This is a genomic window from Pseudomonas sp. SMSB3 (assembly GCF_052041965.1).
In the GTDB taxonomy this organism is placed as follows: domain Bacteria; phylum Pseudomonadota; class Gammaproteobacteria; order Pseudomonadales; family Pseudomonadaceae; genus Aquipseudomonas.
Genome location: NZ_JBKGGV010000002.1, coordinates 198,370 through 222,512, shown reverse-complemented (window position 1 = coordinate 222,512; position 24,143 = coordinate 198,370). Strand labels below are relative to the sequence as shown.

The following is a 24,143-nucleotide window of genomic DNA, read 5'->3' as shown; positions in this document are numbered from 1 at the left end:
AACCGCCAGCCTCTGCGATCAGGTGATGTATGGATTCGGGCCTGATCCACAGGATCGACACCGTGTCACGGCGCTGAATGGATACACCGTTGATCATCCAGCATAATTCGGCGGAACAATCTGTTTGGAGTTGGTCTCCTATCAACAGATGGATCACCACGTGCCCGGGATTTCCCAGACATGACACCGCTTCAGCAAAATTCCAAAAAACCTGCCCATCCGCCAGCGCACTTTCTGCTAAACGGTGGCCACGTCGGCAGCTTGCTGCAATCGCTAGACTGGAGCAGCTCGCCTCTGGGGGCGCCGCAGGGCTGGTCGCCGCACCTGCAGGCGGTGATGGCCACGTTGCTGCCTGCCCAGGCGCAATTCGTGCTGTTCTGGGGAGAGGCGTACGTCGCGCTTTACAACGACGCCTATGCGCCGACCATCGGCCTGAAGCACCCGCACGCCTTGGGCCAGCCTGCGCAAACCTATTGGAGCGAACTGTGGGACGATCTCGAACCGCTGTTGCGCGCTGTGCGCGAGACGGGCGAGACGTTCTCGGCCAAGGATCGACCGTTCTACATTGAGCGCCGAGGCTTGGGCGAAACCGTTTACTTCGATGTGTCCTATTCCGCCGTGCGCGAGGCCGATGGCAGCGTCGGCGGAGTGCTGTGCCTGGTCGCCGAGACCACCGACCGAGTACGCTTCCAACAGCGCCAGGCGTTTTTGCTGGAGCTGGGCCAGACGCTACCGGGTTTGGGCGAAGCGGATCGAATCGAAGCCTACGCCGTGCAGCGCCTGGCCAAGGAGCTGGGGGCGGCGCGGGTCTGCTTTGGCGAAGATGAAGGCAACGGCCGCGGCTTTCGCGTGGCGCACAATTGGGTAGACGGTCTGCCTTCGCTGGTCGGCCAGCACGACTACGCCACATTCGGCGCCTCCCTGCGCGAACAGCTGGCGGCGGGTCAACTGGTGCAGGAGATCTACGAAAACCAGCGCGACGGCGTCAACACCGTTCTTCACGCACCGGTGGTGCGCGCCGGGCGGCTGGAAGCGATGCTTGGGGTGCACTTCAATACGCCCCGCCAGTGCTTCGAAGACGAATGCCAGCTGATCGAGGAAACCGCCAAGCAGGCGTGGGCGGCCATCACCCACGCGCGCGCCGAGCGGGCCTTGCACCTGCTCAATCAAAGTCTGGAAGAGCGAGTGGCCGCTGCCTTGGCCGAACGTGAAGCGGCCATGCTGCAACTGCACGAGGCGCATAAGCTGGAAATGATCGGCCAGTTGACCGGCGGCATCGCCCACGACCTGAACAACATGCTGACGCCGATCATCGCCTCGTTCGAGCTGCTGCATCGACATCCCCAGACTGAACGCGCGCCGCGCTTGATCGACGGTGGGTTACAAGCGGCGGAGCGCGCGCGCAATCTGGTCGGTCGGTTGCTCAGTTTCGCCAGGCGCCAGACCCTCAAGCCCCAGCCGGTGTCACTTGCCGCCTTGGTCGCTGATATGCGCGAGCTGATGGCGCGCTCGCTGGGCCCGGCGATTGCGGTGCAGACGCACATCGACCCGACGCTGCCGGCGGTCATAGCGGACCCCCATCAACTGGAATTGGCCTTGCTGAATCTGGCGGTCAATGCCCGCGATGCCATGCCCGAGGGCGGCACCCTGGAAATCGCCGCTGGCCGCGAGGGCGAAGGCCCGGTGCGGCCGGCCGATATCGTTGCTGATCAGTTGCTGTGGATTCAGGTGCGCGACCGCGGCTGCGGCATGAGCGAAGAACAACTGCGGCGTTGCCTTGAACCGTTCTATTCGACCAAGGGCGTGGGCAAGGGTACTGGTCTGGGCTTGCCGATGGTCCAAGGGCTGGCGGTGCAGTCCGGCGGAGGTTTTGCCATCGACTCACAGCCCGGACTTGGTACTACTGCGACCTTGTGGCTGCCTGCCAGCAATGCCGCGGTAACCTGCAAGCATGCCGATTTGGCCGATGCGCCGCATGCCGAGCGTGCGTGTCGGGTGTTGCTGGTCGATGACGAGGAGCTGGTGCGCCAAGCCACCGCTTCGCAGTTGCGCGACCTGGGATACGAAGTGACTGAGGCCGGTAACGCGGCGGCCGCGCTGCACCTGGTCAGCCAAGGCTGGCTGCCGGATGTGCTGGTGACCGATCATGTCATGGCTGAAATGACCGGGGTGCGCCTGGCACAGCAGATGCGCGCACAGCGTGCAGAACTTCCGGTGCTGATCATTACCGGCTATGCCAACCTGACGCCGCGCGAACTCAATGGTTTCGAGGTCTTGCGCAAGCCGTTTCGCCAGGCCGAACTGGCCCAGAGCGTGGCGCAGCTGCTGGCCTCAGCCCACTGATCAACTGAGCAGCTTGGCCAGCATCTGGCACAGCTGGGTGGCCGAATACGGCTTGGCCAGAAAACCGTAGCCCAGATGCCCGCCTTCGGCGAACGCCTCGCTATACCCGGACGTGAGAATGACCGGCAGGTGAGGATGCTGCTCGCGCAATGCCTTGGCCAAGGCCAAACCGCCCATGCCGGGCATCACCACATCGGAAAACACCGCATCGAAGGCTTCGTCAGCGTGTTCCAGATGCGCGAGCGCGTCTTCGCCCGAGCTGGCCCAGCTGATGCAGTAGCCGTGGTCTTCCAGGATCTGCGCGGTGAAGCTGCCGACGTCCGGATTATCCTCGACGATCAAGATGCGCCGTGGCCGGGTGAAGCGTGGCGGCGGCGCATCCGTGGGCTCAAGGTCTGCCGCTGATTCCGTCGGCGGTGCGGACTCCTCAGGCAGATACAGGGTGAAGCACGTACCTTGCCCAGGCACGCTACTGACCTTGACATCGCCGCCCGACTGCTTGGCGAAACCGAACACCTGGGACAGGCCCAGCCCGGTGCCCTCGCCGGGTGCCTTGGTGGTGAAGAACGGATCGAAGATACGCTCCAGCAGCTCTGGAGCGATGCCGACACCGCTGTCACGCACGGTGATCGCGGCGAAGGTGCCGGGTTGGCCTGGCATCTGCTGGTCGGCCAGCAGGCACAGGCGCAAGGTGCCTTCGCCGCCCATGGCGTCACGGCCATTGAGCATGAGGTTGATGACCGCGGTTTCCAGTTGGCTCAGGTCAGCGCGGATGTAGCAGGGCGCTGCCGGCAGTTGCAGTTCTACCTGCACCCGCGCACCGGTGGCCGTGTCGAGCATGTCGGCCATGGCCTCGAGCCTGGAACCGGCTTCGAACAACTGTGGGCTAAGGGCCTGGCGCCGGGCGAAGGCCAGCAGCTGAGCGGTCAGCTTGGCGCCCCGGTCGACGGAATCGGCAATGGTTTTGAAGTAACGTTCGCGGCGCTGCTGATCGAGGGCAGGGCGCTGCAGAAAGTGCAGGGATGAACGGATGATGGTCAGCAGGTTGTTGAAGTCGTGGGCCACACCGCCGGTCAACTGGCCGATGGCCTCGAGCTTCTGGGTTTGACGCAGCACCGCTTCGGTGTGCAGCAACTGGCTGGTGCGTTCTTCGACGCGATGCTCCAGGTTGGCGTTGAGCGCTTCCAGCGCCGCCATCGCCGCACGCACCTCGGCATGGGCTTGGACGCGCTGAATGTGCGCCCACGACCGTTCCGTCACCTCACTGATCAATGCCTGTTCGTACTGCGTCCAGTGCCGCGGCGCCTTGTCATGGATGGCCATCAGCGCGGTCAGCCGGCCTCCCTTGATCAACGGCATGCAGATGGTCGCAGTGATGCCGATGGCCTGGAACGTGGCGGCCTCTTCAGGGGCCAATTCGCGCAGGTTGTCGTTGATCACCAAGGGCAGGCCGCTGCGTAGACGGCTCACCGCCAGGCGACCGAAATCATGCAGCGAATAGCGGCCGAGCAGTCGCTGCGAGCCTGGCGCCACCGCATCGCCACAGATCACGAAGCCGTCCTGATCCGGTTCCATGACCGCATAGGCGCAGCTCGACAATTGCAGGTGCTCGACCATCATGCCGGTGGTGATGGCAAGTATCCGATCGGGGTCGGTGGCATCGGTGACGGTGCGGTTGAGGTCATCGAGAAACTTCAGGCGCTGGTTGACCACTACGCCGTGAGTAGTCTCGACAACGGTATCGACCATGCCGACGATGGTGCCTTGGTGGTCGCGTATGGGGCTGTAGCAGAACGTGAAGTAGGCCCGCTCGGGTGCGCCGTTACGGGAGATCATCAGCGGAAAATCCTCGATGAACACCGCTTCGCCGGCCATGGCGCGGTCCGCCATGGCACCGATATCGTCCCAGGCCTCGGCCCAGACCTCGCTGAAGGGTTTGCCCAGGGCCGAGGGTTTCTGCCCCAGGATCGGCAGGAAGGCATCGTTGTGGAACGTCAGCAGCTTCGGTCCCCATAGCACCGCCTGCGGAAAGCGCGAGGCCAGGCACTGGGCCACGGTGGTTTTCAATGGATCGGGCCAAGCGTCGAGCGGGCCCAAGGACGTTGCGTCCCAGTCATGGTTGCGGATGAGCTCAGCCATCATGCCGCCGCCGTCTAGCCATTTAGCCATGTGCCCAACCAGCCCCTACCCAAAAATGCGTTAAGGGTGCACCGAGAATGGCAGCTTGGCGAGACATTTGTGCGCTCACTGACGCAGCGATGACTGGCCAATCAGGCGATGGCCCGGATCAACGCATGAAGTGCACCTTGCCGGTGTCGTCATTGCCCATGTAAATGCCGTATACCCCAGCCTGGCGCTCGAGGATATAGCGTTCGAGAATCTGCCGGATCGCTGGATAATAGATTTCGTCCCAGGGGATTTCATCCGGTTCGAAGAATTTGTAAGCGGAGGTTTCCGGGCCGTATTGCCCGGTTTCTTCGATGACCACGGCGCGGAAGATGATGTACACCTCGCTGATCGTCGGCACGCTGAAGATCGAGTAGGGCGAGACGATGTCGCCGCGCACCCCGCTTTCTTCCCAGACCTCGCGCAGGGCCGCCTGCTCGGTGGTTTCACCGGCTTCCATGAACCCGGCCGGCAGCGTCCAGGTGCCTGGGCGCGGGGCGATGGCGCGCTGGCACAGCAGGTACTTGCCGTCGCGCTCGATGATGCAGCCAGCGATGATCTTCGGGTTGATGTAGTGCACGTAACCGCAGCCGGTGCAGTGCAGGCGTTCGTGGGTATCGCCAGGCGGCACGCCCCGGGCCAGTTGCGTGGTGCAGTGCGGGCAGTAGCGCGGGACGTTGGGCATGTCAGGGCCTATGCGGGGTTCAGATGCGTGGATCCTTCAGGGCCAAAGGCTCGACCATGTCGCGCACCTTGGGGTTGTCATCCTGCTTCTGGCGCAGGTAATCGAGCGCGACCTTGGCGGCGGCACGCACATGGTCGACCGAGGCCTGGTGCGCTACCAGCGGGTCGCCACCTTTGATCGCCTCGACCATCTTTTCCATTTCCCGGTTGCTGGCACCGCGACGGTTCTGCTGCGACACCGAGGTGGCGCGCAGGTAGCTGATGCGTGCTTGCAGCTGGCGCAGCTGCTGCGCCGCCACCTGGTTGCCCGAGCCTTCGAGCAACACGTCGTAGAAGCCTTGCACCGAATCCAGCACCTGTTGCAGTTCGCCTTCTTCAAGCGCTTCGCGGTTGACTTCAAGGGCGCGTTCCAGGGCACGGATGTCCTTGGCTTTGGCGTTGAGGGTGAACAGCTGGACGATCAAGCCTTCGAGCACGCAGCGCAATTCGTAGATATCGCGGGCATCTTCCAGGGTGATGATGGCCACCCGCGGGCCCTTGGCGTCGGCGAATTCCACCAGCCCTTCGGACTCCAGATGGCGCAAGGCCTCGCGCACCGACGTACGGCTGACGCCGAGGCGGTCGCAGAGGTCGCGCTCGACCAGGCGGTCGCCTGGCAGCAGGTGGAAATTCATGATCGCGCCGCGCAGCTTGTCGAGCACGATTTCACGCAGGGTAACGGGGTTGCGGTTGACCTTGAAGCTGTCGTCGAGGGGCTGGCGTTTCATCGAAGGCGCTCTGAATGAGGCTGTCTGCGCCCACGTCATGCAACACCACGAACCGCGGGTGCTCCTTGCGTGGGTTCGAACAGCCCGCTGTTAACGGGTTGACTCCGCATCGGCTTCGGCGAACGCTTCGCGGGCCAGGCGGAAACTGTCCACCGCCGCCGGTACGCCGCAATAAATGCCGACCTGGAGCAGGATCTCGCGAATTTGCTCACGGCTCAGGCCATTGCGCAAGGCGCCGCGAATATGCAGCTTGAGCTCGTGGGGCCGGTTGAGCGCGGAAATCATGGCCAAGTTTATCATGCTGCGCTCTTTGAGCGACAAGCCTTCACGGCCCCAGACATGACCCCAGCAGTATTCGGTAACCAGCTCCTGCAGCGGCTTGGTGAAGTCGTCGGCGTTCTGAATCGAACGGTTGACGTAGTCCTCGCCCAGCACCTGAGTGCGAATCTCCAGGCCTTTGTCGTACTTCTCGTTGCTCATGCGCAGTACTCCGCAATAAAACAGGGGCCGCAACCGAGGGTGAGACGATGTGCGCAGCCCCCAAAAAAGGTGGGTGGGTGCCGTCAGCCCAACGGGGGCAGGGCGCCCAGCTTGCCTTTGTGGTAGACCATCGGCGTCACCGGCTCGGCCGGCAGCACCAGGTTCTTCACGGCGCCGACGATGATCGCATGATCGCCACCGTCGTACTCGCGCCACAGCTCGCATTCGATGATCGCGGTGGCCTTGGCCAGCAACGGGTTGCCCAGCTCGCTCAGGTGCCACTCCACGCCCTTGGCCTTGTCCTTGCCCTTGCCGGCAAAGGCGTAGGCTTCGGCGGTTTGCTCGGCCGACAACAGGTGAATGGCGAACTGCTTGCTGTCACGCAGGATCGGGTAGGTGTCGGAGGCGTAGTTGGGGCAGAACAGCACCAGCGCCGGGTCGATCGACAGAGCGCTGAACGCGCTGGCGGTGATGCCGACGATGCCGCCGTCGGCATCCAGGGTGGTGACCACGGTGACGCCGGACGGGAACGAGCCCATCACGTCTTTGTAGATGCCTGGTTCGATCATCTCGTGCTACCTCTCAACGCATCACAAACGGGTCGGGCATCGGCGCGGTGGACAGGTTGATCCACACGGTCTTCAGCTCGGTATAGGCCAGCACCGAATCGATGCCGCTTTCACGGCCGTAGCCGCTGTTCTTGAAGCCACCGATCGGCGCCATGGCCGACACGGCGCGGTAGGTGTTGACCCATATGATCCCGGAACGCACGTCGCGGGCCAGGCGGTGGGCGCGGCCCAGGTCGCGGGTCCAGATACCGGCGGCCAGACCGAACTGCGAGTCGTTGGCAATGGCCAGGGCCTGCTCTTCGGTCTTGAAGCGGATCACCGCGGCGACCGGGCCGAAGACTTCTTCCTGCATGATGGTCATCGAATTGCTGTCGCATTCGAACAGCGTCGGCTCGTAGAACCAGCCGTCGCCCTCGACCTCGGCACGCTTGCCGCCCATGTGCAGCTTGGCACCTTCGGCCTTGGCCGCTGCGACCAGCCCTTCGACCACGGCCAGTTGCTGGGCCGTGGCCATCGGGCCCATTTCGCTGGCGTCGTCTTGCGGGCTACCGATGCGGATGCGCTTGGCGCGGGCGATCAGGCGCTCGACGAACTCATCGAAGATCTCATCCTGCACCAGCAGGCGCGAGCCGGCCACGCAGCTTTGCCCGGAGGCGGCGTAGATGCCCGCTACCGCGCCGTTGATGGCGCTGTCCAGGTCGGCATCGGCAAAGATGATGTTCGGCGACTTGCCGCCCAGTTCCAGCGACAGCTTGGCGAAGTTCTCGGCACTGCTGCGCACCACGTGACGGGCGGTGGCGGCGCCGCCGGTGAAGGCGATCTTGCGTACCAATGGGTGGCGGGTGAGCGCAGCACCGGTACTTGGACCGTAGCCAGTCACCACGTTGACCACCCCAGGCGGGAAGCCGGCTTCCAGGGCCAGGCGGGCCAGCTCGAGAATGGTAGCCGAGGCGTGCTCGGATGGCTTGAGCACGATGGTGTTACCTGCAGCCAGAGCAGGGGCCAGCTTGATCGCGGTCAGGTACAGCGGGCTGTTCCACGGGATGATCCCGGCGACCACGCCGATCGGCTCGTGCACGGTGTAGGCGAACAGATCAGGCTTGTCCAGCGGCAGGGTGCCGCCTTCGAGCTTGTCGGCAAGGCCTGCGGTGTAATGGAAGAATTCTGGCAGGTAGCCAACCTGGCCGCGGGTTTCGCGGATCAGCTTGCCGTTGTCGCGGCTCTCCAGCTGGGCCAGGTGTTCCTTGTTCTCGGCAATCAGATCACCCAGGCGGCGCAGCAGCTTGCCGCGTGCAGTCGCGCTGATGCTGCGCCATTGGGCGCTGTCGAAGGCGCGCTGCGCAGCCTGTACGGCCAGCTCGACATCGGCTTCGTCGGCATCGGGCAGTTGCGCCCAGGCCTGGGCCGTGGCCGGATTGAGACTATCGAAGGTCTTGCCGCTCTGGGCATCGAGCCACTGGCCATCGATGCACATCTGGAAACGAACGAGGGTCATGCAACAATCCCCTTGGCAGATTCGGAAAGGCTGCGAGCTTGGGCGAGGAAGTCCAGCAGCATCTTGTTGACTTCACGCGGGGCTTCCACGGGCATCATATGCCTTTGCTCGGCGAGGACCACACTGCGCGCGCCAGGAATGCAGGCAGCGAGCTGGCGGGTCATGGCCGGGGTGGAGCCGGAATCGAGTTCACCGGTGGCGATCAGCGTCGGCACCTGGATGTTGCCAAGGTCGGCGGCGCGATACATGTCCTGGGTGGCGAACAGCGAGTAGGTGGTGTGGTAGCCCTGCGGGTCGTTGCTGGCCAGCACCTGGCGAATGGCGGCGACCTGGGCAGGGTTGGCGGCCTTGTACTCGCGGCTGAACCAGCGATCCAGGGCTGCATCGACATTGGCATCGGGGCCGAGCTCGGCGGCCTGGGCGGCGCGGGCGATGACCCCGGCGCTCTGCTCGGGGGTGCGGTTGAACACGCTGTTGAGCACCACCAGGGCCGACAGGCGCTGCGGATAGTGCAGGGCAAAGGCCCGTGCGACCAGGCCGCCCATGGAGAAGCCAATCACGTTGGCTTGGCTGATCTGCAGGTGGTCGAGCAATTCGGCGAGCTGCGCGGCGTACCCCTCCAGGCCGATATCGGCGGCGGGCAGGGCGCTCTGGCCATGGCCGAGCATATCGTAGGCGATGACGCGGTAGCCGCTGGCCAGGCCAACGATCTGACCGCCCCACATTTCCTTGTTCAGGCCCACGCCGTGGATCAGTACCACGGGTTGGCCCTGGCCGACAGACAGGTAGCTGGTGCCGGCGGGTGTACGTTCAGCGACAGGCTGAATCATGAAGGGCGCTCCTTGAAGGTCGGGCGCGGCGGGTAAGCACGCCACGCCCCGGCCCGTCTTGGTTGTTGTTATTGAGCGTTGGCTTTTTCGGCAGCCAGTTCTTCCAGGTCGATGTAGCGGTTGCCAATACGCGGGTGCAGACGGCCGCCGTCGGCAGCGCCGAGCACGACGACGATTTCATCGGCACGCGGTGCGTCTTCGATCTGCATTTCCAGGGTGATGTAGTGCGAGCGCAGGCCTTCGTCGTCTTTCTGCATCATCGGGATCTGGATCGAGGTACCCGGGCCGCCGCGCTTGTTGGTGAAGCTCAGGTAGCTCTTGGCCTGGACCGCTTCACGGTAGTGGTTGCCGAAACGCAGGGTGTGGATCACGGCCGAGGCGTGTTCGATCTCGCCGTCGGCACCGACCACGGCAGCCTTGCCGTAGGCTTCGATCTTGTCGGCACCGCCGATGGCGGCGGTCAGGCGTTCGACCATCAAGGCACCGAGCGCGGAGCAGTTGGCACGGATCTCCGGCTTGAGGTCGTCAACGAAACCGCGACCAGCCCAAGGGTTCTTGATGACCACAGCCAGGCCGACCATGGTCACTGGCTTGTCGGTCGCCTTGCCGCCTTCGATGCGGGTCTCTTCGGAGTAGGTGACGATCTTGCGGATTTCGAAACTCATGGATGGCTCCTGGTGAGGGTTATCAGCTCTTGTTGTCTGATGGTATACCATAATATTTGTTGTGCAAGAGGTGGCCGAAAATTTCTCTCTCGGCAAAGACGAAAGGGCCTCTCTCAGCGAGCTGCAAGCCAGGACGAAGGCTTTTTCAGGCGCCTGGCATTCGCGCCTTGCAGCGAAAAAAAAGCCCGCTTGCGCGGGCTTTGGAGCGATACCGTCTCACGCGAACGCTGGCACCACTTCCTTGATGAACAGCTCCAGCGACTTTTTCTTCTCGGCGTGCGGCAGGCTGTTGTCGCACCAGAAGCTGAATTCGTCGACGCCCAGCTCCTGGTAGTACTTGATCCGCGCGATGATTTCTTCGGGCGTGCCAATCATGGTGTTCTTGCGGATGTTCTCCAGCTGGAACGCCGGCACTTCAGCGAACTTCGACTCGGGACTCGGTTCGAGGAAGCCATTGACCGGCACGGTCTTGTTGCCGAACCAGGCATCGAAGGTGCGGTAGAAGCGCGAAATCGCCTGGGCGCCGACCTTCCAGCCTTCAGGCTCGGCCGGGCTGTGCACATGCGTGTGACGCAGCACCATCAGTTGCGGGCGCGGCACGTCGGGGTTGTTGTCGCAGGCGGCCTGGAACTTGTTTTTCAAATCCAGCACTTCTTCGTCGCCCTTCATCAGCGGCGTGACCATCACATTGCAGCCGTTGGCCACGGCAAAGTTGTGCGAATCCGGATCGCGCGCGGCGATCCACATCGGTGGAGTGGCGTTGAACGGCTTCGGCACACTCGTCGAGGTCGGGAATTTATAGACCTCGCCTTCATGGGCGTAATCGCCTTCCCACAACTTGCGCACCACCGGCACCATCTCGCGCAGAGCCTTGCCGCCGTCGGTTGCCGGCATGCCGCCAGCCATGCGGTCGAATTCGAATTGATAGGCGCCACGGGCCAGGCCTACTTCCATGCGGCCGTTACTGATTACATCGAGCAGGGCGCACTCGCCGGCCACCCGGATGGGGTTCCAGAAGGGGGCGATGATCGTCCCGGCGCCCAGGCGGATCTTCTCGGTGCGGGCGGCGAGGTACGCCAGCAGCGGCATCGGGCTTGGCGAGATGGTGTATTCCATGGCGTGGTGTTCGCCGATCCATACCGTGCTGAAACCACCGTTCTCGGCCATCAGGGTCAGTTCGGTCAGGTCTTCGAACAGCTGGCGGTGGCTGACCTGTTCATCCCAACGTTCCATGTGCACGAACAACGAAAATTTCATGGGGCTTTTCCTCAACGCTTGAAAGTGTCTGGTACCGTGCAGGCGGCACCAGGTGTCTCGATTGACAATGGGCTTCAGGCAAAGGCCGGCAGGCAGGCCATCTTGCCGCGGCAATAGATCATCGGCCGTGGCGCCTGCTCGGGCACGATCAGGTTGTGCACCTTGCCGACCATGATGGCGTGGTCGCCACCTTCATATTCACGCCACAGTTCGCACTCGATGACGGCGGTGGCGCCAGCCAGGATCGGGTTGCCCAGCGCGCTCAGTGTCCACTCGATACCCGTGGCCTTGTCCTTGCCTTTTTTTGCGAAAGCATAGGCTTCAGCCTGCTGTTCACCAGAAAGCAGATGGATGGCGAAGCGCTTTTGCTTGATCAGTACAGGGTAGGAGTCGGAGCTGTAGTTGGGGCAGAACAGCACCAGCGGAGGGTCCATCGACAGGGAGGAAAAAGCGCTGGCAGTCAGTCCGACGACCGAGCCGTCGTCGTCCAGCGTGGTGATGACGGTAACGCCGGAGGGAAAGGAGCCCAGGACGTGCTTGTAGACGGTTGCGTCGATCATCAAAGGTACCTCTGAAAAGGCTGCGGTGGTCCGCGGTTTTTATCGTTGATGTGTCTGATGGTATACCGTAATACCTATTTTGCAAGCAGAATTTTCACCGCTGATTTTTCACGATGAATGGCTGTAAGCACTGAATTCCGTGGCTTTAAGCGGTGAGTCGGTTTGTCGCAGGGGCGTTCAAAGCAGATCAGTGGCGGTTTTTTCCTGCGGAGCAGTGTTGTCAAAAGCTTGGAATACCATAATATGGTCCGCAGCTGAGAGGCCGCCTAGATGCGGTTTCCTTACAACGATAAAAACGACCTTTCGAGCTGAATCCTATGTCCCAACCGTCGTCGCAACACCAGTTTGTCGAGAATCACACGGTCGATTACGTTCCACCTGCCGAGCGCCATGGGAAGGCGCGCGACCTGTTCACCCTCTGGTTCAGTACCAACATCGCGCCACTGCCAATCGTCACCGGCGCCATGGTGGTCCAGGTGTTTCAGCTGAACCTGCTGTGGGGGCTGGTCGCCATCGTCATGGGTCATCTGATCGGGGGCGTGTTCATCGCCCTGGCCTCTGCGCAGGGACCGCAGCTGGGCATTCCGCAGATGGTGCAGAGCCGTGGCCAGTTCGGCCGCTATGGCGCCTTGCTGATCGTGTTCTTCACTGCGCTGATCTATGTCGGCTTCTTCATTTCCAACATCGTGCTGGCGGGCAAGACCATTCACGGCATCGCCCCAGGCGTGCCGATGCCCAGTGCCATTGTGATCGGCGCGTTGAGCGCCACGGCCATCGGCGTGATCGGCTACCGCTTCATCCATATCCTCAATCGCATCGGCACCTGGGTCATGGGCTCGGCGCTTTTGGCCGGCTTCATCATGATGTTCGTCCAGGAACTGCCCGCCGACTTCTTCAGCCGCGGCGCTTTCAACCTGTCGGGCTTCATCGCCACGGTATCGCTGGGCATCATCTGGCAGATCAGCTTCTCGCCCTACACCTCGGACTATTCGCGGTACCTGCCGCGCGAAGTAGGCATCGCCAAACCTTTCTGGGCGACCTATTTCGGCGCGACGCTGGGTACTATCCTGTGCTTCAGCTTTGGCGCCATCGCTGTCTTGTGCGTCCCCCAGGGCACTGATGCAATGGACGCAGTGAAGCAGGCTACCGGCTGGCTGGGTCCGATCCTGATGGTGCTGTTTCTGCTCAACATCATCAGCCACAACGCGCTCAACCTGTATGGCGCGGTGCTATCCATCGTCACGGCGATCCAGACCTTCATCGCCGAGTGGACCCCGAGCGTCAAGGTCCGCGTGGTGCTCGCCTCGATCATCCTGGTCGGTTGCGCGCTGGTGGCGCTGAACGCCTCGGCGGACTTCATCGGCCAGTTCATCGGCCTGATTCTGGCGCTGTTGCTGGTCCTGGTGCCGTGGGCTTCGATCAACCTGATCGACTTCTATCTGATCAAGAAGGGCCAATACGACATCGCTTCGATCTTCCGTGCCGACGGCGGCATCTATGGCCGCTTCAATCACCACGCGATCATCGCCTACGCCTGCGGCATCCTGGTGCAGCTGCCGTTCGCCAACACTTCGCTGTATGTCGGGCCTTATTCGAACCTCGTCGAAGGGGCTGACTTGTCGTGGTTGTTCGGTTTGCTGGTGACGGTGCCGCTGTACTATTGCCTGGCGACCCGTGGCAAGGCTGCCGACAAGGCAGGGCGGGTGGTCAGCGTCAACGAATGAGCGCCGGGTAGCTGTACGAAGGGGCCGCGCTGCGGCCCCGATCGTTTCTGCTCAGACCTTGAACTGCGCGACCATGGCGTTGAGGTCTACCGCCAGGCGCGACAGGTCCTGAGCCGCCGCGCTGGTCTGGTTGGCCCCGGCCGAGGTCTGCATCGACAGGTCGCGAATGTTCACCAGGTTACGGTCCACTTCCCGGGCCACCTGCGCCTGCTCCTCCGAAGCGCTGGCAATCACCAGGTTGCGCTGGTTGATCGAGGCGATCGCCTCGGCGATCACTTGCAGCGCACCGCCCGCGCCTTGTGCCACTTCCAGGGTGCCATTGGCGCGGCTGCGGCTGTTGTGCATCGCCGCAACTGCGCGTTCGGTGCCGGTCTGGATGCCGGCGATCATCTGCTCGATCTCGGCCGTCGACTGTTGGGTGCGGTGGGCCAGTGCGCGAACCTCGTCGGCAACCACGGCAAAGCCACGTCCGGCCTCGCCGGCGCGGGCCGCTTCGATGGCGGCGTTGAGCGCCAGCAGGTTGGTTTGCCCGGCGATGGCGCCAATCACATCCAGCACCCGGCTGATCTCGTTGGCATTGTTGGCCAACTGCTCAATCTCAACCGAAGTACCGGTCACGTCGTTGACCAATTGCTCGATGGACGCCAGCGCCTGGTTGACCTGATCGCGACCGTCGCGGGTGGTCTGGTCGGCGCCTTTGGACGCGTCCGCGGTGCTCACCGCATTGTTGGCCACCTCTTCGACGGCCGCGGTCATCTGGTTGACGGCGGTGGCCGCCTGGTCAATCTCCGCGCTTTGCTGATGCAGGCCACGGCTGGTGTCCTCGGTCACGCTGTGCAGCTCTTCGGAAGCCGACGCCAGTTGGTCGGAAGACGCAGCGATCTGCCGAATGGTGTCACGCAGGCTGGTCTGCATACGATTCAAGGCGCCGAGCAGCAGTGCTGGTTCGTCTCGACCGGTGGCTTGAATTTGCTGGGTGAGGTCGCCAGTGGCCACACGTTCCGCGACGGCGACGGCCTCGCCCAGCGGCACCACGATACTGCGTGTAAGCAGGGTCGCCACGCCAGCCAGGGCCAGCAGGATCACCGCCAGTGCCACCAGCACCGCAGTAAAGGCCTGGTCGGCCACATCGCTGCTGCGTTGCGATGCATCTTCAGCGCCCTTGCCGTTGTAGGCGATCAGCGCGCCCAGGGTTTTCATCATGGTGTCGGCGTATTGCGACAGGGGTCCGCCGATCTGTTGCTTGGCTTCGAGCATGCGGCCGGCCGCGATATCTTGCAGCACCAGCAGTTGCAAATCGAGGTATTGCTGATAGGCACCCTGGAAGGTCGTGAACAACGCACGGTCATCGGCGTCGATGATCGTGTCATCGTAGGCTTTGAGCCCGGCCTTGAGCTGATCGTTGATGGTCTTGACCATGTCGATGCTGCGCGCGCGTTCGCTGGGGCTCTCATCGAGCGCGGCGCGCAACGTGACGGCGCGGGCTCGGCCGAGGTTGGTGCTGATTTCGCTGAGCGACACCACCGCGGGCATCCAGGTCACGCGGATTTCGTCCGTGGCTTCGTCCATCTGCCGGGTTTCATAGAGCGCGATCAGGCCCATGGCCAAGACCAGCAGGCCCAAGAGGGCGAACACGCTGGTGGCACGGGTGCCGATCTTCATATTCCTTAAGTGCATCGATTGCTCCTTGACGTTGGCGTGCAGGCGTCAAGAGCATGGACGAAAGGCCGGGTCACCGGGGTGGTGCCAAGCTCTCGATGCGCTGCGGATTTAGATGTGTGCCTCACCCTCGCGAATGCGTTTTTGATTTCGATGATGCCATATGGCCACTAATATTGACCAGTCATTCAATGTAAAAACAATGCCTGGTAAATCGTCGTTTTCTGATGGATCTGTCAGGAAATGGTCGTTAAACGATGGCAATTAGCCGATTCTTATCGGCCGAATTGAAGCAACAGGTCAGTCGCTGGATCAGCGAGCGGTGCACGGACACTGGGGCAGGGAGATACGCTCGAGGTAATCTGCTTTACACCGGCCTGATCCGGCCTGAGTTGCCCCTCAGCGCTGTTCATGCTGGCGTCGGTACGCCCCCGGTTGCACGCCAATGGCCTTGGCGAAGGCGCGGGTGAAGGCAGCTACCGATTGATAACCGACCTGCGCACCGACTTGCTCTACCGTGTTGCCCGCTTGCAGCAAGCGACGGGCATGGCGCATGCGCAGGGCCAGAAGCACTTGGCCCGGCGACTGCCCGGCGCAGTCGACGAAACGCTTGAAGAACGCCGAGCGCGAAAGTCCGGTCAGCGCCGCCATGGTTTCCAGGCTCCAGGCCTGTCCAGGCTGATCGATCAGCTGCTCCAGCAGGGCACTGAAACCAGGCTGGCGCGCCAGGGCCACGAGCCCGCGCAGCGGCGTGCCGGCATTCACCTGCTGGCGCAGGACGTAAAGAAACAGCAGGTGCGTCAGGCGCTCTAGCAAGGTCTGGGACGCAGTGCCTTGGCACTCGTCCAGAATCAGGCCGAACAGGGTCCTGGCCGCATGTCCGGCCGGCTCATTGGCGCGCAGCACGATCCAGTCGGCCAGTCCCTCGACGATCAGCGACGACAAGCCCGGGCGAAAGTCGAAAAAACCGCACACCAGGCCTACGCCATCGCTTGCAGCGGGGGCCAGCGCCTGCATGGTTTGCCGCGGCTGTGCACAGGCTGTGGCGGGATCCTGATCGCTGGAAAGCCGATATCCCAGGTCTCGCAACAGAAACACCGCATCGCCAGCTTCCAACCGTTCGGGCTGATCGTGGCCGTCGACATGCAGCCAGCAGTGTCCTTGAACCACCAGATGAAAGCTGGCACGGCCCATGCCGTGGGTGCTGGCATGCCAGGCACCGCAGTAGCGGCCCACGTGAAACAAACTGGTGTCGAGCTCCAGGCTTTCTAATAACCAATCGACGAGATGGCTGGATGAAATCATCTAATGCAAAGACTCAGGAGCAAGAAAAAGCGACTGATGAATATGGAGAGCGGTTCTTATAACCAACAGACTATAGCCACTTCTCACTCAAGGACACCTCTCCATGACCTCGCGCATTACTCTACACACTCTGCAGAGCGCCCCGGAAGCGGCTCGCCCATTCCTTGAAAGCGCGCAGAAGAACTCCGGTTTCATCCCCAACTTGCTTGGCGTGCTGGCCAATGCGCCAGCGGCGTTGGAAACCTACGTCACGGTATCGGCGTTGAACGGCAAGTCCGAACTCACCCTGGCCGAGCGTGAGGTGGTGCAGCTGATCGCTGCCACCGAGCATGGCTGCGATTTCTGCGTCGCCGGGCACACCGCCGTTGCGCTGAACAAGGCCAAGTTGCCTGCTGAGGTGGTCGAGGCGCTGCGCGCACGTGGCCAATTGCCTGACGCCCGCTACGAAACCCTGGCCGCCTTCACCCGCGAAGTCATCGCCACCCGCGGCAATGTCAGCGCCGCTACTTATCAAGCACTGCGCGACGCCGGCTTCACCGAGGGCAACGCCTTGGAAGTGATTCTGGGCGTGAGCCTCGCAACCTTGTGCAACTTTGCTAATGTGTTCGCCCAGACGCCGCTCAATGACGAGCTGAGCAAGTACCGCTGGCAGCCAACCGCATGATGTCGGCCTGGCGCCGGTAGCGCCTGCGATCAAACAAGGAGTAGGGACATGCTTGATAATGCATTTCGTCAGTGGCTGGATGCCCATGCCGAAGCCATCGACCAGGGGCAGTGCGAGCCGCAGCAGGTGCTCGCGCACATCGCCGAATCACAGCTGCTGCGCATCGGCGTGGATCCGGCCATGGGCGGCAGCGGCGGCGCGGTCTCCCATGCGGTCGAGGCCATCGCTGCCATCGCCAGCCGTTCATTGGCCGCAGCGTTCGTCTGCTGGGGCCAGCGCGCGTTCATCGAATACCTGCTGCAAAGCCCCAATCAAACCCTGCGCGAGCGCTTGCTGCCCGGTCTGCTGACCGGCGAGCTGGCCGGTGCCACCGGGCTGTCAAATGCCATGAAATTCCTCTCGGGCATCGAGTCGCTGCAAGTGCGCGCTCGCCCAAGCGCAACGGGCTGGACCCTGGACGGCCGCCTGCATTGGGTGACCAACTTGCGCAAAAGTGGCTTCGTCGTCGCCGCCGCGATCGAAGACGAAGCCGGCGGGGCGCCGTTCGTCACAGCCATCCCCTCCACCAGCCCTGGCCTTGAGCGCTCCGACGACCTGCAGCTGATGGGGCTGCAATCGAGCAATACCGCCGCGCTGGCGTTCCATGAGGTGGAACTGGGCCGCGACTGGCTGTTGCACGACAATGCCCGCCAGTTTCTGCCCAAGGTGCGGCCTGCGTTTCTGGCGTTGCAGTGCGGTATGGCAATTGGCCTGGCGCGGCGCTCGCTGCAGGAAGTCCACGAGCACCTGCATGGGCGCTTGTCGTTCCTTGAGGAGCACCGCCAGGTGCTCAAGGAGCGTTTGGAAAACACCGTGGCCGAGCTTAAGCAGGGCTTGCTCGAAGGTCGCTTCGAAGGCCAGCCGGCGGCGCTGTTCAAACTGCGCATCACCCTGGCCGAAAGCGCCGCCGATGCCGTTCAGCTCGAACTGCAGGCCAGTGGCGGCAAGGCCTACCTGGATGAGTTCGGCGCAGGCTTCGCCCGACGCTGGCGCGAGTCGGCGTTCGTGCCGATCGTCACGCCTAGCCTGGTCCAGCTCCGCGCCGAACTGCACCGCCAGGCTGCCAGCGCATGAGCCAGGCGTTGCTGCATGCCCAGGGCATCAGCCTGGGTTATCCGCGTGAAGGGGGGTGGCAAGCGGTGCTGGCGCAGTTCGATCTGCAATTGGTGCCCGGTGAGGTGGTGAGCATTCTTGGCCCCAGTGGGGTAGGCAAGTCCAGCTTGCTGCGGGTGCTGGCCGGCCTGCAACAGCCCTGCAGCGGCAGCGTGAGCCTGCATGGGCTGCCACTGCAAGGCCCGCACCCGCGCCTGGCGGTGGCCTTTCAAGACCCCAGCCTGCTGCCCTGGCTGAGCCTGGAGAAAAACGTCGCCTTCGGCCTGGACTTCGCCCGGCAACCCAAGCTGGCGCCGGCCGAACGTCGCGCCCGCATCGACCATGCCATCAGCGCCGTGGGCCTGGATCGCGCACGTGGCCAATATCCCGCCCAGTTGTCCGGCGGCATGGCCCAGCGCACGGCACTGGCCCGCTGCCTGGCACGCCAGCCGCAAGTGCTGCTGCTCGATGAGCCCTTCGGTGCCCTGGATGAGGTCACCCGTGCCGACATGCAGCAACTGCTTTTGCAGTTGATCGCCACTCACAACACCGCTGCGGTGCTGATTACCCACGATATCGACGAAGCCCTGCTGTTGTCCGACCGCGTGCTGTTGCTGGGCGATCAGCCGGCGCGTGTGCTCGGCCAATGGTCCATCGACCTGCCGCAACCGCGGGCGCAGCGGGTCGAGGAGCTCGGCGCGCTGCGTATCGACATTCTGAAAACCCTGCGGCAGGCCAGCGGCAACGCTGAGCCCCGCCCCTGCTCGTTGCCTTTGGAGCCTGCACATGTGCATGGATGACTGCTGTTCCTCTACCTCGCGTCGTGATTTTCTCAAGCTCAGCGCCATGCTCACCGCCGCCGGTGCCGTGCCGCTACTGTCCAGCTTGCAGGCCCGCGCCGCCGCCGAGCCGGACGCACCGGTGCGCATCGGCTACCTGCCGATCACCGACGCCACGCCGTTGCTGGTGGCGCACAACAACGGACTGTTCGAGGCCGAGGGCATCAAGGCGGAGCGACCGGTTCTGCTGCGCAGCTGGGCACAGGTGATCGAAGCGTTCATCTCAGGCCAGGTCAACGTCATCCACCTGCTGTCGCCAATGACCGTTTGGGCGCGCTATGCCAGCAAGGTGCCGGCCAAGGTCGTAGCCTGGAACCACGTCGGCGGCTCCGGCCTGACCGTGGCCCCGGATATCGCCGACATCAAGCAACTCGGCGGCAAGACCGTGGCGATTCCGTTCTGGTATTCGATCCACAACGTGGTGCTGCAGCAGATGCTCAACGACAATGGTCTGACCCCGGTGTCCAAAGCGGCCAACGCGCAGTTGGCCGCCAACGAGGTCAACCTGCTGGTGCTACCGCCGTCGGACATGCCGCCGGCGCTGGCGAGCAAACGCATTGCCGGCTATATCGTCGCCGAACCGTTCAACGCCCTGGCCGAGAACCTCAAGGTCGGGCGGGTTCAGCGCTTCACCGGAGATGTCTGGCGCAATCATGCCTGCTGCGTGGTATTCATGCACGAGCATGACCTGAACAATCGCCCTGAGTGGTCACAGAAGGTGGTCAACGCCATCGTCAAGGCACAGCAATGGACCCGCGAGCACCGCGCAGAGGCGGCGGCTTTGCTGTCCAAGGCCGGGCCGAACAAATACACCCCGCATGAGCCGGCCGTGCTCAGCAAAGTCCTGGCCCCGCCCGCCGAGGACCGCGCCGCTTATCTCGCCAGCGGCGCGATCGTGCACCAGCAGTGGGACGAACAGCGCATCGACTTCCAGCCCTATCCGTACCCCAGCTACACCGAGGAGCTGGTCAAGCGACTGAAGCACACGCTGATCGAGGGTGACAGTGCGTTTCTCGCAGGTCTGGATCCGGCCCATGCCGCGCGCGACTTGGTGGATGAGCGTTTCGTGCGCAACGCCATTGCCGCCGTAGGCGGGCCGTCGGTGTTCGGCATTGCCGAGGACTTGCGGCGCAGCGAGGAGTTTGCGGTCTGATGCGCACGCACGTGATACACGCAGGCCTTGGCCTTGTCGGTTTGCTGGGCTTGTTGCTGCTGTGGTGGGCTGGGGTGCAGCTGTTCGGCGAGGCCGACGGCCTATCGGCACGCTTCGCGCCGCAGGCGACCCTGGCAAGCCTGGTCGAGTTGCTCGGCCAGGCCGAGGTCTACGGGCATATCTGGGTCAGCCTCAAGCGTATTCTCGTCGGCCTGCTGCTGGCGTTGCTGATCGGCGTGCCGCTGGGCCTGCTGGTGGGCAGTTATCGGCATCTGGAAGCGGCCACCACGCCGGCGTTTCAGTTTCTGCGGATGATCTCGCCGCTGTCGTGGATGCCGGTGGTGGTGATGCTGATGGGCGTGGGCGACCAGCCGATCTACTTCCTGCTGGCATTCGCGGCGCTCTGGCCGATCCTGTTGAACACCGCAGCCGGCGTGCGGCAGCTCGATCCGCGTTGGCTGCAGCTCAGCCGCAGCCTGAGCGCCACGCGCTGGGAAACCCTATGCAAGGTGATCGTTCCTGGCGTCATCGGCCATGTGCTGACCGGTGTGCGCCTGGCCATCGGCATCCTGTGGATCGTGCTGGTGCCGTGTGAAATGCTCGGTGTCAGCGCTGGGCTAGGTTATTTCATCCTCGATACCCGCGATCGCCTGGCCTACTCGGAGCTGATGGCCATGGTGCTGCTGATCGGTGTGCTGGGCTTCATGCTCGATGCCCTGGCGCGCGCGCTGCACAGGCGTTGGGTACACGCCTGACCGGGTTCACTGCACGGACCTTCGCGCCTGAACGCAGGCATTGGCTTGCGCGGTCAGCGCATCGAGCCTTTCATCACGCTGCTGCTCGGCTTCGAGCATGGCATCCTCACCTTGCTGGTTGAGCAGGTAGGTGTGAATTTGCAGCACTTCGGCGCTCTGGTAGATCGGCGCGATGTCCACGCGTCCGATCAGCGCGCCGCTGGCGTGGCCGGTGCTGCTCATCAGCACTTGCGGTCCGCTGGCAGCTAGCACTTGCATGCCCATGTTTTCGAACCACGCCACCTGGTGCGCAAAGGCATTGAGCTCGACGCTGGCGTAGCGTGCCTGCAGATCGCCCAGCAATGCCCGGGCGATGCCTCGACGACGGTGGCTTGCAGCCACGGCCAGAAACGCCAGGGCGCAGGCCTGGGGATTATCCTGCGCCGGCAATGCCAGGGCAAAACCAAGCAACTGATCCGGGGCGTCGGCATCCAGGGCCAACAGCACCTCCACTGCCAGGCCGCCGCTGGCGCCCATGGCGTCCAGGTAATGATGCACTTCCATGCCCACACCGTATTGGTACAGCGGGTAGAGCGGGTTGTTCGCCTGGATGGCAACGCTGCTCAATTCGCCGACATTGTGAATCACCAGTTCGCGGATCTGGTTCTGGAAGGTTTCGGGCACCACGCTGTCGAGGCGGCTGAGAATGAACATCGGTGCAAGGACTCCGGCTGCGGTTGGATCACCCCATACCTGACTGGCGTGGGGGGCACAGTCTAACCCCTTTTTAGTCGCGCATCGCCGCGAGCATGAGGTCGAGGTTCTGCACCGCCGCGCCCGAGGCGCCCTTGCCCAGGTTGTCGAACACGGCGGTCAGCACGACCTGGCCGTGCTCCGGGTTGGCGAATAGCGCCAGGCGCAGGTCATTGCTGTCATTCAGGGCCTGAGGGTCAAGCAGTGCCGCTGGACCGTGCTGGTGCAGGGGCATGACCTGCACATGGCGAGCACCTTGGTAGTGCCGTTCGAGGCAAGCCTGCACCTGTTCGGCGCTGGCTTGACCAGGCAGCAGCCGCAGTTGCAGTGGGATGCTGAGCACGATGCCCTGGCGATACGCCGCGTAGCCAGGCAGAAACATCGGGCGCGCCGCCAGCCCGCTGTGCAACTGAATCTCCGGAACGTGCTTGTGGGCCAGTTCCAGGCCGTACATTTGCAATTGTGGCGCCTGCTGCGCGCTCGAGCCTTCGTGCCGCTCCACCGCCGCGCGACCGCCCCCTGAGTAGCCGGAGACGGCATGAATGCTCAATGGATAGTCAGCCGGCAGCAGGCCTGCATGGATCAACGGGCGTAGCAGGGCGATGGCGCCGGTCGGGTAACAGCCGGGATTGCTCACACGCTTGGCCTGGGCGATGCGTTCGGCCTGGCCGCTGTCGAGTTCCGCCAGGCCGTAGACCCAGCCCGGCGTGGTGCGGTGCGCAGAGCTGGCGTCGATGACCCGCACCGCTGGATTGTGGATGGCCTGTACAGCTTGCCGGGCAGCATCGTCCGGCAGGCACAGCAGGGCGATGTCGGCACTGTTGATGGCCTCGGCGCGGCGCTGCGGGTTCTTGCGCTCGTCGGCAGGCAGGGTGAGCAGGCGTACATCCTCGCGGCCGTGCAGGCGAGCGTGGATTTGCAGGCCGGTGGTGCCTTGGTCGCCATCGATGAAAACCAGTGGGGTATGCATTGTCGATTCCGCTCGTAGAGATGTGACCTATGCTCGCTTGCCTTCGATATAAAGAAAATTTGAATATCGTGAAGCGCACGTTCATATTTTCTGAATCGTATGCAATCCCCGACCCCCGGACGCCACACCAATGCGAGAACTCAGCCTTGACCGCCTGCGCACGTTGGTGGCGATAGCCGACCTGGGCTCCTTTGCCCAGGCGGCACGCCAGCTCAATCTGGCGCCGCCAACCATCAGCCTGCATGTGGCGGAATTGGAGTCGCGGGTCGGTGCCACGCTTCTGACCCGCAATCGCCAGCAGGTGCGGCCCACGGCTATCGGTGAAACCCTGCTGGCCCGTGCGCGCCGCCTGCTGGCCGATGCCGACCTGGCGCTGGACGAGGTCCGCAGCCAGGTCGAGGGCCGCAGCGGTCGCGTGCGCCTGGGGGCGTCGACCGGCGCTATCGCGCATCTGTTGCCACAAGCGCTTGAGCAACTGCGCCTTACCCATCCCGGCATCGATGTGCAGGTGCAGGTACTCACCTCCCAGGCGTCGTTGGCGCACCTGCGCGAAGGCGTGTTGGACATCGCCCTGGTAGCGCTGCCCCAGGTTGCGGGTAAAGGTATTGCCCTCACGCCTTGGCGGCGCGATCCGATCCTTGCCTACGTGCCGGCCGATTGGCAGCCACCCGCCAGGATCACACCGGCATGGCTCGGCCAGCGTGCATTGATTCTCAATGACAGCAGCACGCAACTGTCGCGCGTGACGGGCGAGTGGTTCGCAGCGGCAGGGTTGTTCCCTGAGCCGCGCATCGAGTTGAACTACAACGATGCCATCAAAAGCCTGGTCGGCGCGGGCTACGGCGCCACGTTATTACCCCAGGAGGGCGAGGCAGCGCAATTGGACCGGCGTATCGTGCGTCGCCCGCTGCGCCCAGGTTTATGGCGTCAGCTGGGTATCGCTTGCCGGGAGGGGCCAATCGAACAAGCCACCGCGCGCGTGCTGGAGGCATTGCAGGGCGTGCGGCAATAGCCCGGCAGCGAGCTTGCTGGGCTCAGCTATGCTGCTGTTTGCATTGAGCTCGATGCACCAACACGATCCATTTGATTTCCAGGAGAACGCTCCATGAAACCCATGAAATATGTGCCTCTGCTGGTGATTGCGTCTGTACTGAGTTTCACCGCTCACGCCGATCCCGCGAGCAACTGCGCGGCCAAGATCAAAGAGCTGGAAGACATCCACAAGGCCGATGGTCCGGGGCTGCATGGCGGCATGGCGCATGACTTCAAAGCGCTATTGAAGCAGGCCAAAGACGGCCAGAAAGCAGGCGACATGGAAAAATGCCAAGCGTCGGCCGATCGGGCCAAGACCATTTACAACAAGGCACGCGGCAAGTAGAGGGTCGGCTCGGCGGC

Annotated in this window: 22 protein-coding genes and 1 pseudogene; 9 read left to right on the top strand and 14 right to left on the bottom strand. The window is 63.2% G+C overall.

What is annotated here, in order from left to right; translation table 11 throughout:
* Positions 1-180: 180 nt before the first annotated feature.
* On the top strand, positions 181-2,343 hold the full coding sequence (locus tag ACLEJW_RS04290) for a response regulator (RefSeq protein WP_313455378.1): 2,163 nt from the start codon (positions 181-183) through the stop codon (positions 2,341-2,343).
* On the opposite strand, the gene ACLEJW_RS04285 is transcribed toward ACLEJW_RS04290, so the two are convergent.
* The 10 genes from ACLEJW_RS04285 to ACLEJW_RS04240 all read right to left on the bottom strand — a co-directional run bounded on the left by ACLEJW_RS04285 (position 2,344) and on the right by ACLEJW_RS04240 (position 11,816).
* Positions 2,344-4,512, bottom strand: a complete 2,169-nt coding sequence (locus tag ACLEJW_RS04285) for an ATP-binding protein (RefSeq protein WP_440777031.1) — start codon at positions 4,510-4,512, stop codon at positions 2,344-2,346.
* A 118-nt stretch (positions 4,513-4,630) separates the two neighbouring features.
* On the bottom strand, positions 4,631-5,194 hold the full coding sequence (locus ACLEJW_RS04280) for an NUDIX hydrolase (protein WP_145186902.1): 564 nt from the start codon (positions 5,192-5,194) through the stop codon (positions 4,631-4,633).
* Positions 5,195-5,213: 19 nt separating this feature from the next.
* Complete coding sequence (locus ACLEJW_RS04275) at positions 5,214-5,960, bottom strand: GntR family transcriptional regulator (protein WP_145186899.1); 747 nt, start codon at positions 5,958-5,960, stop codon at positions 5,214-5,216.
* Positions 5,961-6,050: 90 nt separating this feature from the next.
* Positions 6,051-6,440: a carboxymuconolactone decarboxylase family protein gene (locus ACLEJW_RS04270; protein ID WP_145186896.1), complete on the bottom strand. Its 390-nt coding sequence runs from the start codon at positions 6,438-6,440 to the stop codon at positions 6,051-6,053.
* A gap of 83 nt (positions 6,441-6,523) precedes the next feature.
* The gene (locus ACLEJW_RS04265) at positions 6,524-7,009 is read right to left on the bottom strand and encodes a flavin reductase family protein (protein ID WP_145186893.1); all 486 of its coding nucleotides are present in this window, start codon (positions 7,007-7,009) and stop codon (positions 6,524-6,526) included.
* A gap of 13 nt (positions 7,010-7,022) precedes the next feature.
* A complete protein-coding gene (locus tag ACLEJW_RS04260; protein ID WP_440777030.1) occupies positions 7,023-8,504 on the bottom strand; it encodes an aldehyde dehydrogenase in 1,482 nt (493 codons plus the stop codon).
* The gene (locus ACLEJW_RS04255; RefSeq protein ID WP_145186887.1) at positions 8,501-9,334 is read right to left on the bottom strand and encodes an alpha/beta fold hydrolase; all 834 of its coding nucleotides are present in this window, start codon (positions 9,332-9,334) and stop codon (positions 8,501-8,503) included. The genes ACLEJW_RS04260 and ACLEJW_RS04255 overlap by 4 nt, the downstream gene beginning before the upstream one ends.
* A 68-nt stretch (positions 9,335-9,402) precedes the next feature.
* Complete coding sequence (locus ACLEJW_RS04250) at positions 9,403-9,999, bottom strand: amino acid synthesis family protein (RefSeq protein ID WP_313294808.1); 597 nt, start codon at positions 9,997-9,999, stop codon at positions 9,403-9,405.
* Positions 10,000-10,215: 216 nt separating this feature from the next.
* Positions 10,216-11,256, bottom strand: coding sequence for an LLM class flavin-dependent oxidoreductase (locus ACLEJW_RS04245; protein ID WP_313645526.1), 1,041 nt, complete (start codon positions 11,254-11,256; stop codon positions 10,216-10,218).
* Positions 11,257-11,330: 74 nt separating this feature from the next.
* Positions 11,331-11,816, bottom strand: a complete 486-nt coding sequence (locus ACLEJW_RS04240; RefSeq protein WP_440777029.1) for a flavin reductase family protein — start codon at positions 11,814-11,816, stop codon at positions 11,331-11,333.
* A 317-nt stretch (positions 11,817-12,133) separates the two neighbouring features.
* On the opposite strand from ACLEJW_RS04240, the gene ACLEJW_RS04235 reads away from it, so the two are divergent.
* Complete coding sequence (locus ACLEJW_RS04235) at positions 12,134-13,540, top strand: purine-cytosine permease family protein (RefSeq protein ID WP_145186874.1); 1,407 nt, start codon at positions 12,134-12,136, stop codon at positions 13,538-13,540.
* Positions 13,541-13,591: 51 nt separating this feature from the next.
* Here the strand turns inward: ACLEJW_RS04235 and ACLEJW_RS04230 are convergent, their stop codons facing one another.
* Both ACLEJW_RS04230 and ACLEJW_RS04225 read right to left on the bottom strand, forming a co-directional pair.
* Positions 13,592-15,202 (bottom strand): methyl-accepting chemotaxis protein, encoded by a 1,611-nt coding sequence (locus ACLEJW_RS04230; RefSeq protein WP_440777206.1) that lies wholly within the window; start codon positions 15,200-15,202, stop codon positions 13,592-13,594.
* A gap of 396 nt (positions 15,203-15,598) precedes the next feature.
* Positions 15,599-16,504, bottom strand: coding sequence for an AraC family transcriptional regulator (locus ACLEJW_RS04225; protein ID WP_313294812.1), 906 nt, complete (start codon positions 16,502-16,504; stop codon positions 15,599-15,601).
* A gap of 103 nt (positions 16,505-16,607) precedes the next feature.
* On the opposite strand from ACLEJW_RS04225, the gene ACLEJW_RS04220 reads away from it, so the two are divergent.
* The 5 genes and pseudogenes from ACLEJW_RS04220 (at position 16,608) to ACLEJW_RS04200 (ending at position 21,046) form a co-directional block, all read left to right on the top strand.
* Positions 16,608-17,168, top strand: a complete 561-nt coding sequence (locus ACLEJW_RS04220) for a carboxymuconolactone decarboxylase family protein (RefSeq protein WP_313294813.1) — start codon at positions 16,608-16,610, stop codon at positions 17,166-17,168.
* Positions 17,169-17,210: 42 nt separating this feature from the next.
* Positions 17,211-18,281: pseudogene (locus ACLEJW_RS04215) on the top strand (acyl-CoA dehydrogenase family protein); the annotation flags it as partial.
* Entirely contained in the window at positions 18,278-19,099 is an 822-nt protein-coding gene (locus ACLEJW_RS04210; protein WP_145186860.1) for an ABC transporter ATP-binding protein, read from the top strand. The pseudogene ACLEJW_RS04215 and the gene ACLEJW_RS04210, both read left to right, overlap by 4 nt.
* Positions 19,086-20,291, top strand: coding sequence for an ABC transporter substrate-binding protein (locus ACLEJW_RS04205; protein WP_145186857.1), 1,206 nt, complete (start codon positions 19,086-19,088; stop codon positions 20,289-20,291). The genes ACLEJW_RS04210 and ACLEJW_RS04205 overlap by 14 nt, the downstream gene beginning before the upstream one ends.
* Positions 20,291-21,046 (top strand): ABC transporter permease, encoded by a 756-nt coding sequence (locus ACLEJW_RS04200; protein ID WP_145186854.1) that lies wholly within the window; start codon positions 20,291-20,293, stop codon positions 21,044-21,046. Before ACLEJW_RS04205 ends, ACLEJW_RS04200 begins: the two co-directional genes overlap by 1 nt.
* A 6-nt stretch (positions 21,047-21,052) precedes the next feature.
* On the opposite strand, the gene ACLEJW_RS04195 is transcribed toward ACLEJW_RS04200, so the two are convergent.
* Positions 21,053-21,739: a GNAT family N-acetyltransferase gene (locus ACLEJW_RS04195; protein WP_313294814.1), complete on the bottom strand. Its 687-nt coding sequence runs from the start codon at positions 21,737-21,739 to the stop codon at positions 21,053-21,055.
* Positions 21,740-21,812: 73 nt separating this feature from the next.
* Positions 21,813-22,748: an N-acetyl-gamma-glutamyl-phosphate reductase gene (gene argC / locus ACLEJW_RS04190; RefSeq protein ID WP_440777028.1), complete on the bottom strand. Its 936-nt coding sequence runs from the start codon at positions 22,746-22,748 to the stop codon at positions 21,813-21,815.
* A 130-nt stretch (positions 22,749-22,878) separates the two neighbouring features.
* Between argC and ACLEJW_RS04185 the strand changes: the two genes are divergently transcribed.
* Together ACLEJW_RS04185 and ACLEJW_RS04180 are read left to right on the top strand one after the other, a co-directional pair.
* Positions 22,879-23,760 (top strand): LysR family transcriptional regulator, encoded by an 882-nt coding sequence (locus tag ACLEJW_RS04185; protein WP_440777027.1) that lies wholly within the window; start codon positions 22,879-22,881, stop codon positions 23,758-23,760.
* Between the two features lie 93 nt (positions 23,761-23,853).
* The gene (locus ACLEJW_RS04180) at positions 23,854-24,126 is read left to right on the top strand and encodes a hypothetical protein (protein WP_145186841.1); all 273 of its coding nucleotides are present in this window, start codon (positions 23,854-23,856) and stop codon (positions 24,124-24,126) included.
* Positions 24,127-24,143 lie beyond the last annotated feature (17 nt).